Origin of the sequence: Gracilibacillus caseinilyticus, assembly GCF_022919115.1 — a bacterium.
GTDB classification, from domain to species: domain Bacteria; phylum Bacillota; class Bacilli; order Bacillales; family Amphibacillaceae; genus Gracilibacillus; species Gracilibacillus caseinilyticus.
On record NZ_CP095072.1, the window covers coordinates 665,525 to 678,517 of the forward strand.

Sequence of the window (12,993 nt, forward strand, 5' to 3'; positions counted from 1 at the left end):
TTAGGCAATCGCTACAGGGGAATATACCGTATCCTGTGGGGGCGGCGATTTGCTTACTCGGAAAGAAGGCTCATCAGTCAGAATGAGTTGTCATTAATTAGCAGTTTTCTCCCCCTTAAAAACACTTACTCCTGTTCATCACTCATCGTCCGTGGAATTATACTTTGAAACAGTAATAGAAATATATGAAGCAATAAAAACCAGCTCAATCTCTATTTCAAGAAATGAGACTGATCTGGTTATTTACATGATACTATTTTTCAAGCTGAGACCGCACTTGTCTCATCTACTTCTATCTTTCGTTCTTTATTTCTTCTTGCTTTTTTAAAGAATAAATACGTCAGTCCAATCGTCAGCACTATTCCAACGATAAAGGATAGATTTAAATCTAAATTAAATCCGATCTTGGCATTTAATATATAAACAAATACCATATAGGACATAAAAACCGCCGGTACTAAAGAGACCACATAATTTTTGCCCTTGATATATAAATACATTGTCGCTATCCATAACGCAATAACTGCTGTAGATTGGTTAGCCCAGGAAAAATATCTCCATAAAATATTAAAGTCAATGTTCGTTAATGCATAGCCAATTGCAAAGAGCGGAATTGCAATCATTAAGCGTTTCATTACACTTTTTTGTCCGATCTTTAAATAATCAGCAATAATTGTTCTCGCAGCACGGAATGCCGTATCTCCTGATGTAATCGGAAGAACAATAACTCCGATAACCGCCACCGTACCTGCAAAAGCACCTAATAAGGTAACAGAAACTTCATTTACTGCCGAAGATGCTGTACCTGTTGCAATCACTTCACTTAGAGTTTGGCCATCAAACAAACTCATTGCCGCCGCTGCCCAAATCATGGCAATGATACCTTCTGCAATCATCATACCGTAGAAAATATAACGCCCTTGTGATTCTTTTTGTGTAGTTCTTGAAATGATTGGTGATTGTGTCGCATGGAAACCAGATAATGCCCCACAAGTGATCGTAAAGAACAATAATGGGAAAATTGGTGCGTTTTCAGGGTGTAAATTCTGCAACGACATTTCTGGAATCGTGTAATCAGAAAACACTAACGAAACACCAATTGATATTGTTCCAAGTAGAAGAATAGCTCCTAATACCGGATAAATACGTCCTATGATTTTATCAATCGGTAAGATAGTAGACAGGAAGTAATACAAGAAAATACTACCTAATATAACACCGAAAGCAACTTTCCCATCAAGCAATAAATCTATTAACGATGCCGGTGTAGTGATAAACACTGTCCCGACAAGAACTAGCAATAATAGCGAGAATGCGTTTACAACGTGACGCGATGCTGACCCTAGAAATTCCCCTGCCAATTGGGGAATATGTGCACCATTGTGACGAATCGAAATCATGCCAGTAAGGTAATCATGCACAGCCCCTGCAAAAATAGAACCGATAACTATCCACAAAAATGCAACAGGTCCATATAACGCTCCCATGATAGGTCCAAATATTGGGCCCGTACCTGCAATGTTAAGCAGTTGAATCATCGCATTTTTTTGTTTATGCATTGGTACATAGTCTACCCCATCATTCACACTGTTCGCTGGTGTATCTCGTTTATCTGTTGGATCAAATATCTTCTCTATGAACTTACCATATGTGAAATATCCAATAATTAATAATGCAATAGCAATAAAGAAAGTAACCATTTTGTGTATCCCTCCCAATATGAAATCGCTACCATGACAATTATAACTTATTAAAATTAATCTACAATAGCATTTTGAACTTTTAATTATAACAATTAATGGAAAAAATGAACTTTCTTTAACCATGGTCCTATGAGATTATACACAGTACGTGAAAAAAGGAAGGGCTAGGCCGCGATCTCTATCTAAATTATAAATAAACTACTTATAATGCGTATTATAAGCACCCTTACTTTACTATTTTCAATTTAGGATACGATTAGTACTTTTAAAAAACCCTAGACTTTCATAATCTAGGGGCCCTTTATTCAGCGTGGTCGATGCAAAATCTTGTTGCGGGCATGGCCAGTAATCGGTCTTCATTGATTTCTTTGCCACATTTTTCACACAAATGATACGTTCCTTCTTCTATTTTTACTAATGCATGGTCAATTTCATTTAATTCTGATCCCTGATGTTCGTTTAATGCTTGATCTTTTTCTCTTTCATACAGCTCTGTTCCCATATCCCCTGGGTGATTATCAAAAGTAGTTAACTCTCCTACTTCTTCCTCCAATGTCTGATCTTGATCATCAAAATCAACTCCACCTTCATTCAATTCCGCTCTTCTATCCTCTAATATCGCTTGGCATTTATCTATTACTGCTTGATCCATAATCAGCCTCCTTATAGTCCTTCTATTCCCACAATTGATTTTTTGAAAACTATCATTAGTATGCACGTCGATTTTTTTGTTACTATTAAAGAAAGATAATAGATAAAGGAGAATCGTGATGACAACAATCGGCTTTATTGGTACTGGTGTTATGGGGAAAAGCATGGCAACTCATTTACTCGAAGCAGATTTCGATCTTCACATATTTACGAGAACACAAGAAAAAGCACAATCCTTATTAGATCAAGGGGCTGTCTGGGAAGATACAGTCTCTTCGCTCGCACAAAAAGCAGACATTATCATAACTATGGTCAGCTATCCAAAAGATGTAGAATCTATCTACTTAAAAGCAAATGGGATCATTGCCAACGCGAAGCCTGGTACTTACTTAATCGACATGACAACCTCTGATCCATTACTGGCAGAACAAATCGACAAAAAAGCAAAAGAAAAAGGATTGCACAGCCTGGATGCTCCTGTGTCTGGAGGAGATGTCGGTGCAAAAAATGCAAAACTCACCATAATGGTTGGCGGAGATAAAGCAGACTTTGAGGAAATACTACCCGTTTTCGAAAAAATGGGAGAAAACATTGTTTTACAAGGGCCAGCTGGTGCTGGTCAGCATACAAAAATGGCCAATCAGATTACGATCGCATCGAATATGATTGGCGTTTCTGAAGCAATCATGTATGCCAAAAAAGCAGGACTTGATCCAGTTCGCGTATTAAAAAGTATCTTAACAGGAGCAGCTGGCAGTTGGTCACTCACCAATTTAGCACCAAGAATGATTAAAGGCGACAGTGATCCGGGATTTTATATTAAACATTTCATTAAAGATATGACCATTGCTTTAAAGAACGCGCAGGAGATGGAATTAAAAACCCCAGGGCTTTCACTATCACTTGAGTTATACCAGGAACTAGCTGATAAAGGATTGGAAGACCGTGGAACACAAGCGCTTATCAAGTGGTTTGAAGGAGATATTTAAATATGAAACACCTGCACATCTGCAGGTGTTTTATTCTATTTCAATATTATGCTTGTCCACCCCAAGTTTATGAATAATACCTTCCTTCAATTGCTCGATCGTGTGGTATTGATATTCAAAAAATAAGTCCTCGATCTGAATCTGATTTCCTTCCTTATCAAAGCCCGTAATTTCATTTATTTGAAACACATGGTCATCATAAGCATTATCTCGGTTACGAAATTCGAATATGGACAGCTTTACTTTTTCTATATCACTCACTTCTTATCCCCCCCTTGCTTTCCTGATATCAACAGTCTAAAGTCTTTATTAGTGTTACAATATATCCTTCTGTTATTCACGGTCTTCATATTATCAGTAAATATTTAAAGAATGTTGTTTACACTATAAAAACATGGTAAGATATTGTCTTGCAAGATTATAAAGTACAAAACCAACCTAAAAACATTTATATCTTGCAAATATCCTTCGACGGAAAATAGCATACAATAGTATACATTTTTTAGAAATTGAGGAATATCATACTTTTAACAAACTTCTTTTTAAATAAAGGAACTATAGTAATAAACATTTCGTGATCTTTGTGTGATCAATGTGAGCAAAAAAACACCTAATAATAGGTGCTTTTTGTTAATCATATGCTCCATTTCTAATCAAATTCAATCTCCTTTTTAAATAATTTTAACTGACTATTACTATTTAATTCCTCTACTTCATCTTCAAAACAAACCAAATTCTGGTCATTTTTTCTGCCTAGTATGTATAGCTCTTTGTCCTACATCTTCACCATAGTATGTTTTAATCTTAACACGCTGTTTCTTATGACTAAAAATCATGTATCCTCTCCTCCCAATATCTTCATTGCTTTTTTCGACAATATTAGTGTATATCAAGCAACATATTACAACAAAGATAAGAATAAATACTAAAGCAATAACTGTGCACCAGAAATTCCCGCTTTTATACAAGTAGGGTTCAGTTTTAAAATATCGATCAGAGCTAAATTCTTTTTATAGCGATATTTTATATTTTTCAATTAATTTAAAAGATAGTTCTTCGATAATAGAGTAAGATATCATACAAACTTAAAAACGTTAATGTTATTAATAATAGTTTATTTTAAATATAGATTCAGTAAAAATGGATCTAAAGCAAAAAAAATTTGAAAACTCCGCATATAAACAGGCAATTGTTTTATGTATACATAGCATAATTATTGTATTAAAAATGGAAAGGAGTTCGATATTATGTCCCAGTCAAATATTCCAAATATTACACCAGATATAACCCTTACTCGTGATGATGCAATAAATTTATTGTTATCCTCAATTGCTATGGAAGAATTAGGTCTTAGTCATATTCTCAATGCAGAAGGAGAAAAGTTACAGTATGTACTAGGAACTTTACCAGGACTCACAACAGCGGCGAGCATCAGTGATTTGTTAGCAATGAATGAAAGTGTGCGCAATACCATCGGAGCACTTACTAAAAAAGAATACTTATTAGAGAATAAGTTGGAAACAATTATATCTACTCCTATCTATGTTGGAACAACCGGGCCTACAGGAGCTACGGGACCAGCAGGACCAACCGGACCAGCGGGGGCTACAGGAGCTACGGGGCCAGCAGGACCAATCGGGCCAACGGGGGCTACAGGAGCTACGGGACCAGCAGGACCAATCGGGCCAACGGGGGCTACAGGAGCTACGGGACCAGCAGGACCAACCGGACCAGCGGGGGCTACAGGAGCTACGGGACCAGCAGGACCAACCGGACCAGCGGGGGCTACAGGAGCTACGGGGCCAGCAGGACCAATCGGACCAGCGGGGGCTACAGGAGCTACGGGACCAGCAGGACCAATCGGGCCAACGGGGGCTACAGGAGCTACGGGACCAGCAGGACCAATCGGGCCAATCGGGCCAACAGGGGCTACAGGAGCTACGGGACCAGCAGGTGGATTATCCCAATACGCATATACTTACAATCTCGGTGCGCAGGTTGTGCCTATAGAGGCTGATGTCATTTTTGATTCAAATGGAATATTTACATCTGGAATTACGCATGCACCTGGAACCTCACAAATTTTAGTTACCACTCCAGGAGACTACGAGATTACTTTCTCCGTATCAGGTGTAGAACCAAACCAATTCTCACTATTTTTAAATGGGGCACCTGTTGCAGGAACCGTCTATGGTTCAGGAGCCGGAACTCAGCAAAACAACGGCCAGGCTATAATCGCCATATCAGCTGGAGATGTAGTGACTCTTCGAAATCATAGCTCTTCAGCAGCAGTTACCCTTCAGACTTTAGCTGGAGGCACACAAACAAACGTAAACGCTTCTATTGTCATGAAAAAATTGAATGGATAAGGAAGCCTCATAAAATTTTTAGAAAAAGATAAAATAAGACATCATTTAATATAAAGAGATGCAAAGGGCTGACCCCGCAACAGCACTACTAGTTCTATATGAGCAACAGGACCAATGGACCACTTATCACAGCAAATAATGCAAAAGCAGTTATAGAATTAACCACAACAATATATGCTGGAGGTTCTGTTGCAATTTGGTCAAATGTAATAAATCCTAATCAGAGCTATTATGCCAATTATGATTCTGCAACAAACAGGGGTGTTTTTGAAACTTGAATTATAAAATTGGAGAGGTCAAGTGAAGCCGCAAATTTTAGTGGGTCCATGATCATCAGAAGTATAACATTAAGTTGGACTTATGATAGTTCATAAAAAGCAGTGGTGGTTGTAAATTAAAACAGATATCTCTGAGTATTGTATTATACATTCGGTACGTTCTTGTGGATTAGTTGCATCAATAGGGACATATATTGCTCCAATATTTACAATCGCTAACTGGCTACAATTAAATCTTTCGAACGATTAAGTGATATACCTACCCTATCTTATTTTTTTATGCCGTTCATAATTAAGTAATTAGAAAGTAGATTGCTAGATTTCTTAAAAATGCCCTTACCAATGTAAAATTATGATTGGTAAGGACTCAACACGTAGCAAGGAGGACAACTCCCTGCTACACTATTATAACATAACTCTCTAAAGGAAAAATACACCAATAAACTGTGATGGGATCGAAAGGTATGATCGAAGTTTCATTCTTACATATTGGTGTTTCGGTTTAATAATAAAATAATTTAATATAAGACCGTAGATATTTTGTATCAATTATTACTTTTCCGTAATTCGTCTAGCTGATTTAATAGATTATCTAACTCTTGTGAAATTTTAACTAATTCGTTGTACGAAATTGAGTTTATATATAATTCATACATTTTTAATCTGACTTCTTCTATTTTTTCCTCTAAACAATCTACAGAAGGCAAATACAAACTCCTCTCATTTAAATATTTTCCTTGGAAGGAATTGAAAAATATGAACAAAGCTCTAGTTGTATGATTGTTTTTATTGTGCTCCTGTTTGTTTTAAGAGCATAACTTTCTATATAATAACTAAATAAAACTAAAATGTCGAACATTGGAAAAAAATGACGTTTTATACTTATGCGGATTTCATCTAAATCCCTGTTGACTAATAAAATAGAGATATGAATAAATGAGGATAGATTAAATGAGAATCCTTTTCAATCCTGTTTTTTTACATATATATATCATCTATATACTAGAGAAACTATAAACAAATAATTTATCAAGATTATCGGAGGATTATATGGCACTGGATCTGACAACGCTTGAGCTTGTGGTTGGAATCTTTAATTTTATGGGACTTCTATTAATGATTGTTCTGTTGAGAGTTAATCCTATGATAGAAGATCCTGCTTTCTGGACGTGGTCAGTTAGTTAGTTTGCGAGCTTTATTAGTATATATCTCTTCGATGGAAGTTTTATAATTTTCTTTAACAATTGTGGTACATTGTTCGGCGCAATTCTATTAACGGAAGAAATTCTTAGATTTTGTTATTTTGGCAATGCTAGAAAAAGACGAAAATTCATAATAGCGTTACTTCTATTATCTGTTATCATGCCATATAAAAATCAGCCAAACCCCACCGCAAGATATCTTTACCGTGATTTTATTATTGTATTAGTTGCTGTTATTTCAATAGTGGCTATGCTTTATAAAACAACAAGAGTTCCATTTTGGGTTCATTTATACATTGTTGTTTCTCTCATTTTGATCCTCCAGTTTTTTCTTATAGGTGGTATTTAGCAGTCAAATCAAGCATCATCTAATTGGACCGACACAGCATTTACTCCAAGCTTTTTTAGTTCTATTTACTGTTCCAATTTACATTGGATGGCCTTTAAGATTAGGACTTGCTTTATCATATCAAATGAGGCAGAAATTGAAATCCGCAATGGAAGCAAAATGGTTACAAGCACAGATACAACCTCATTTTATTTTTTAATACTTTACATTCCATCAATGCACTAAGCATTGTAGACGTTGAAAAAATGCGTCGATTAGTAGATGAATTTAGTGAATTTCTAAGGAGTAAATTTGACTCTGGTTCCTTTAATAAATGGTCGCCTTTTGAGTCCTTAGAAGCATGTTACATTTTTTGGTTTAGCAGAATCATGGGCATAGCTCATAGCACTACTTAAATGTGTTAACGCTCTTTCACATTCAGTAATACATTCTTGTAGTTGATTTTGGTCCACGTAATTCGCCTCCTTTTAGTAAAATCATTAATATTATGCGTTTGTTATAAGAATTTATCTGCCCAAATTTGTGAAAAGAAGGCGTATGTCTATCCATATAGACACTTTCTTCATAGATTGTTAGGGCTAACGAAAACTTTTGACGAGGAGTGTAATCAATGGGCAAAAAAGTCAGAAATATTGAAGATAGTAATGAAGCTGTCTTAGAAAATAGAAGTGCATGCGTCTGTGATGTTGTACGTGCAATTGATGAAGCACAAGATAACATTACAGAGATTGAATGTGATACTAGTTGTGCTCGATCAATTCAGGATTTGGTGTCTCCTGTGCGTGGAAATGGCTTAGACACAGTACCTTTCATCTTATATAATAAAAAAGGAAAACCCTTTAAAGGATTCGGATCTGAAGTAAGCAGAGGTCAGTTCGAATGCTATAGCAGTTTTATTTTTCGAGTAAATACATAGCTGATGATGAATGCTGTGCAAATTTAGAGCTGTTAATATTTGACAACGATGACAGAGCTTGTGGTGATCCATGTGAACAGTTGGACAACGAACTAATGGGAGATTTAGTACGTTCCGGCATCTGTATTACTGTGGATTTAAATTGCTTCTGTGCTATAACTTGCTTACCAGCTGTTTCTTTATTTTAATAATCTGTTCTAACCCATTTTAGAAGTTTACGCCCAGGTTTTCCACACCTGGGCAATAATTTATTGTTAATATAGTATAAAAAAGCGTATCACTTAATCAAATAGCTGTCCGAATGTTACAGGACATGGTACACCAACCGCTTTTATACCTGCAGCATGTTGGAATGCTTTAACAACTTCTCCTGTTAACTCTCCGAATACAGCCCAGCATTAAATTGTTTATTCAATTCAATTTGATATGCCTTGATTAGTGCTTTTAGTGTTCCAGGGCCGAATTTATTATCAACATCTATGCTAAAGCCATATCGATCATTCATCATCTTCTGTATGAGAGCTATGGTCCCTGCCAAATTATCGTCTGCCTCTGTATTGTTACTAGAGTTATTTTCTTTACCTAAATTAATTTAATTACTTGGCCTGATTTCCTTTTTTTTGGGATCTACACCATGTTTTCTATTTTGCAGTTCATCTACATTTATACCGTCCATATTATTAGCAATGCCCCAAAATGTATCTCCTTCTTGAATTGTATAAGTACCTGGAGTACTTATAGGCTTTGTTTCATCCAAGAATTTTAATGCTTCTCGATAATTATAAACACAACACGCTTTCCAACTGTAACTGGCATTTGATGATGCAATTTATCATATTTACCGATATTATCTTTGACCAGCGCTTCCTGCAGTTCATCGATACTTGCTTTAGTTGCAATGGTTAGATCTTCTTTTCGGTAATCTCCTGTCACGCAAATTCCAAGACTAAAGTTATTAGAATTCCGACATGGTATTCTTGCTTGTAACATTGCAATACACAATTCTGGCACGTGGTCTATTAGCTGTCCCAATGATGTTTTTTGCTTCAATAACAAAAGCATAGCCACAACCTGGCCAACCTAAACTGATAGCAAAAACACCTTCAATTACAAAAACATATTATAGCGAGACAAAAAGAATTGATGTTTTTACATTGGTACTTCCAAAAACGAGGGGATCTATCCTCATTTATATAGATGACTTTGTAACTGAGACACTTCGTGAGCACAAATCATGGCAAAATGAATTTATTATGAAAAATAGGAAATTCTATAGTGATTACGATTTTGCGTTTATTAATACGAATAAGTATCCAGGCTATCCAATGCATCCACATTATATTTATGATCACATGAAAAAGATATTAAAAAAGATGGAACACTCTAATAAATTGGCTCCTCACTCTTTAAGACATACACATGCTTCGCTTTGTATTGAAGCTGGTATTGCATTAAGAGATATAGCTGAAAGATTGGGGCATAATGATCATTAAACAAAATTTATACTCATACAACGAAAGGACAAAAGAAAAAAACATCCGCACAATTCAGTGCATTTATGCAAAACATTCGCAGGCAAATTAGTTTATAAACAAATGTGAGCATTAACGAAATTTATTAAATTACTCTGTTATTGTTAATACTGTGAAAACGTGATAAAATAAGTTCTTGCAAGATTATAAAGTACAAAACCAACCTAAAAACATTTATATCTTGCAAATATGAATTGATAGGTGGTAAAAAAAATGGAGAATAATGAAAAGTATCAAGTATTACTGTATTATCAATATGTAGACATCGAAGATCCTGAAGGCTATGCGCAAGAACACTTGACGTTCTGTAGAGACATAGGATTAAAAGGTCGTATCCTTGTAGCACACGAAGGCATCAATGGTACGGTTTCGGGAACTGTGGAACAAACGAATAAGTACATGGAAGCGATGCATGCGGATGCTCGTTTTGCTGATATGCCATTTAAGGTAGATGAAGCAGATGGTCATGCATTTAAGAAGATGCACGTTCGTCCAAGGCCTGAATTAGTTACTTTGCGTCTAGAGGATGATATTGACCCTCGTAAAACGACAGGACAATATTTAAATCCACAGGAATTTTATGAAGCAATGCAAGACGAAGACACTATTATCTTGGATGCTCGTAATGATTATGAATATGATCTTGGTCATTTCCGCGGAGCAATTCGACCAGATATTGAAACATTCCGTGAACTTCCGCAATGGGTGGAAGAAAATAAAGATAAATTAGAAGGAAAGAAAGTATTAACGTATTGCACAGGTGGTATTCGCTGTGAGAAGTTCTCTGGCTGGTTGGTCGAACAAGGTTTCGAAGATGTAGGACAACTTCACGGTGGTATCGCAACATACGGTAAAGATCCAGAAGTACAAGGTGATCTATGGGATGGACAATTATACGTATTTGATGAGCGTATTTCTGTTCCTGTTAACCATAAAGAACATGTTGTGGTTGGAAAAGACTACTTTGACGGTACGCCTTGTGAACGTTATGTGAATTGTGCAAACCCTGAATGTAACAGGCAAATTCTCGCTTCTGAAGAGAATGAGCATAAATATATGCGCGGCTGTACACACGAATGTCGTGTCCACCCTCGCAGTCTTTATATTGCCGAGAACAATCTTTCTGATGAAGAGATCCAGGCTCGATTGGCTCGCATCGAAAAAGAAGACGGCGTAACACAATTATAAGCAATGCACGAGGATAAGCCTCGTGCATTTTTATTTTGGAAATTTCATCGATATAATTTTGCTGGTAAATGGGTTAAGGACTGACCTGTTGCTGATTCTACAAGGTTTTCCTCCAATTCGAACGGTAAGGCTTCAATCTTAGAGAATGCTTTGACAAATGTTGTTAAAGTAAGGTTGGATTCTAATCTTGCAAGTGGTGCCCCCATGCAAAAATGCGGGCCTTTTCCGAAAGTAACATGTTTTTTGTTGGATGGACGGTGAATATTAAGGTTATAAGGATCTTCAAACACTTCTTCGTCTAGGTTGGCAGCACTCATCCATGCTACAATTAAGTCACCTTCTTTTAAATCCACACCTAAAAGTTGATTATCTTTCTTCACCGTTCTGTCTCGCTTAGACGAATGGAAGCGATATCTCAACATTTCCTCGGTTACTTTTGGAGCTAATGATGGATCCTCTCTTAATTCCTGATAAAGGGATGGATCATCATACAATAAGGAATAAAACGTATTGGCAAGTAAATGTGCCGTCGTTTCTACTCCTGCACCTAACAGTAACATCGTTGTTCGGACGATTTCATCATCTGTAAAGCTTTCACCATCTACTTCTGCTCGTACTAAATCAGAGATAATATCGTCAGAAAGATTTTGTCTCTTCTCCACAATAATAGGGAACAAATACTGGTAGTATTCCATAGCAGCTTGCTGTTTTTCTTGTTCGATTTGTTCCGCATTTTCCGATCTAATCGGCTTAAATAATGTATCTACCCACTCTTTGAATTGATCTCTATCTGTGATAGGAATGTCGAATAAATCAGTAATTACAATGCTCGGTATGGGACCAGCAAAATCCTGAACCAAATCCACTTCCTCTTTTTCTTTCAGTTCTTCCACTAATTCTTCAATTATCTCTTGAATTCTCGGCTCCCAATTTTTTAAGCTTCTTGGAGTGAAAGCTGCTTGCAGCAAGGACCTTCTCTTTCGATGTTTTGGCGGATCAGCGAAATTAAGGTTAGTTTTATCAGGGACTTCCCCTTCTTCACTTTTGGAACCCACCTGTATCGTCGTACGAGCTCCTTCACTTGAGAAATACTCATAATTAGTCAACACTTCAGTCACATCTTCGTGTTTAAAAACATTCCACGTATCTGTTGTTTCATCATAAAAAATAGGAGACTCCTCGAGTTTTTGTTTATACCAGTCGATTGGAAAAAACTCTTCGGATCTCGTCTGGAAATTTGTTATCTTATCGAGCTGTGTAACGTTTTTCGCCATTTTGGTACTTACTCCCTTCCTTTTTTAATCGTTTTTGTTAATCGTTTAATGGATGTCCTTGTAGCACGATCGAACTTGTAGGGCATTCCTCTGCGGCTTCTCTCAAATCCTCTTCCTGATCTTCAGGTATCGGCGTTACACCTTGATTATCATCCAGTTTAATGTAGGCAAGTCCTTCTTCATCCAAGTCGAAAATGTCTGGTGCAATTCCTTCACAGTTACCACATCCAATGCATGTATCTACATCGACCTTTGCATATAATGCCAAAATGGCACCCCCAATCATTTCTTTTATGACTAAATCGTTCTATAATAGAACGCAATAGTCATTTTCATCTTAACACGTCAATATTGAATGGGCATCAGACTTGAGGAGCAATTTCATTGGAAGGAATAGCAGAAAAGGACTAGGGGAAAAAGCACCAATAACTAATTACATATAAAGCTACCTATAATGCGGATTATGTTAACTAAACTAATTCGATATGGTGATTTTGACAAAAAGTATGAGCGTAGCAAAGCTCCGGAAATATGCTTCGCGT

At 36.6% G+C, this 12,993-nt stretch carries 13 protein-coding genes and 1 pseudogene; 5 read left to right on the forward strand and 9 right to left on the reverse strand.

All coding sequences use genetic code 11. The features are described 5' to 3' along the window. Nucleotides 1-260 precede the first annotated feature (260 nt). Nucleotides 261-1,700: a carbon starvation CstA family protein gene (locus tag MUN88_RS03210; protein WP_244720747.1), complete on the reverse strand. Its 1,440-nt coding sequence runs from the start codon at nt 1,698-1,700 to the stop codon at nt 261-263. Nucleotides 1,701-2,004: 304 nt separating this feature from the next. Continuing rightward, nucleotides 2,005-2,355, reverse strand: a complete 351-nt coding sequence (locus MUN88_RS03215; RefSeq protein ID WP_244720750.1) for a TraR/DksA C4-type zinc finger protein — start codon at nt 2,353-2,355, stop codon at nt 2,005-2,007. A gap of 118 nt (nt 2,356-2,473) precedes the next feature. On the opposite strand from MUN88_RS03215, the gene MUN88_RS03220 reads away from it, so the two are divergent. Beyond that, nucleotides 2,474-3,343, forward strand: coding sequence for an NAD(P)-dependent oxidoreductase (locus MUN88_RS03220; RefSeq protein WP_244720753.1), 870 nt, complete (start codon nt 2,474-2,476; stop codon nt 3,341-3,343). 30 nt (nt 3,344-3,373) lie between these two features. Here the strand turns inward: MUN88_RS03220 and MUN88_RS03225 are convergent, their stop codons facing one another. After that, entirely contained in the window at nt 3,374-3,604 is a 231-nt protein-coding gene (locus tag MUN88_RS03225; RefSeq protein ID WP_244720755.1) for a hypothetical protein, read from the reverse strand. Nucleotides 3,605-4,590: 986 nt separating this feature from the next. On the opposite strand from MUN88_RS03225, the gene MUN88_RS03230 reads away from it, so the two are divergent. Next, the gene (locus MUN88_RS03230; protein ID WP_244720757.1) at nt 4,591-5,712 is read left to right on the forward strand and encodes an alpha-helical endospore appendage domain-containing protein; all 1,122 of its coding nucleotides are present in this window, start codon (nt 4,591-4,593) and stop codon (nt 5,710-5,712) included. Between the two features lie 823 nt (nt 5,713-6,535). Here the strand turns inward: MUN88_RS03230 and MUN88_RS03235 are convergent. After that, the gene (locus MUN88_RS03235; RefSeq protein WP_244724303.1) at nt 6,536-6,646 is read right to left on the reverse strand and encodes a Spo0E family sporulation regulatory protein-aspartic acid phosphatase; all 111 of its coding nucleotides are present in this window, start codon (nt 6,644-6,646) and stop codon (nt 6,536-6,538) included. Between the two features lie 1,505 nt (nt 6,647-8,151). On the opposite strand from MUN88_RS03235, the pseudogene MUN88_RS03240 reads away from it, so the two are divergent. Then, nucleotides 8,152-8,645, forward strand: a pseudogene (locus MUN88_RS03240) (CotY/CotZ family spore coat protein). Between the two features lie 185 nt (nt 8,646-8,830). Here the strand turns inward: MUN88_RS03240 and MUN88_RS03245 are convergent. The 3 genes from MUN88_RS03245 to MUN88_RS03255 are packed head-to-tail and all read right to left on the reverse strand — an operon-like array spanning nt 8,831 to nt 9,525. Further along, nucleotides 8,831-8,995 carry a hypothetical protein gene (locus tag MUN88_RS03245; protein ID WP_244720760.1) on the reverse strand — a complete coding sequence of 55 codons (165 nt, stop codon included), beginning with the start codon at nt 8,993-8,995 and terminating at the stop codon, nt 8,831-8,833. Between the two features lie 54 nt (nt 8,996-9,049). Next, on the reverse strand, nt 9,050-9,214 hold the full coding sequence (locus MUN88_RS03250; RefSeq protein WP_244720763.1) for a LysM peptidoglycan-binding domain-containing protein: 165 nt from the start codon (nt 9,212-9,214) through the stop codon (nt 9,050-9,052). A 5-nt stretch (nt 9,215-9,219) separates the two neighbouring features. Beyond that, a complete protein-coding gene (locus MUN88_RS03255; RefSeq protein ID WP_244720766.1) occupies nt 9,220-9,525 on the reverse strand; it encodes a hypothetical protein in 306 nt (101 codons plus the stop codon). A gap of 185 nt (nt 9,526-9,710) precedes the next feature. Here MUN88_RS03255 and MUN88_RS03260 point away from each other — a divergent pair, with 185 nt between their 5' ends. Together MUN88_RS03260 and trhO are read left to right on the forward strand one after the other, a co-directional pair. Further along, a complete protein-coding gene (locus tag MUN88_RS03260) occupies nt 9,711-9,950 on the forward strand; it encodes a tyrosine-type recombinase/integrase (RefSeq protein WP_369809936.1) in 240 nt (79 codons plus the stop codon). 252 nt (nt 9,951-10,202) lie between these two features. Beyond that, complete coding sequence (gene trhO / locus MUN88_RS03265; RefSeq protein WP_244720772.1) at nt 10,203-11,177, forward strand: oxygen-dependent tRNA uridine(34) hydroxylase TrhO; 975 nt, start codon at nt 10,203-10,205, stop codon at nt 11,175-11,177. Nucleotides 11,178-11,221: 44 nt separating this feature from the next. Here trhO and MUN88_RS03270 read toward each other — a convergent pair whose 3' ends face one another. Beyond that, complete coding sequence (locus MUN88_RS03270) at nt 11,222-12,451, reverse strand: cytochrome P450 (RefSeq protein WP_244720775.1); 1,230 nt, start codon at nt 12,449-12,451, stop codon at nt 11,222-11,224. Nucleotides 12,452-12,488: 37 nt separating this feature from the next. Further along, entirely contained in the window at nt 12,489-12,719 is a 231-nt protein-coding gene (locus MUN88_RS03275; protein ID WP_244720777.1) for a ferredoxin, read from the reverse strand. Nucleotides 12,720-12,993 lie beyond the last annotated feature (274 nt).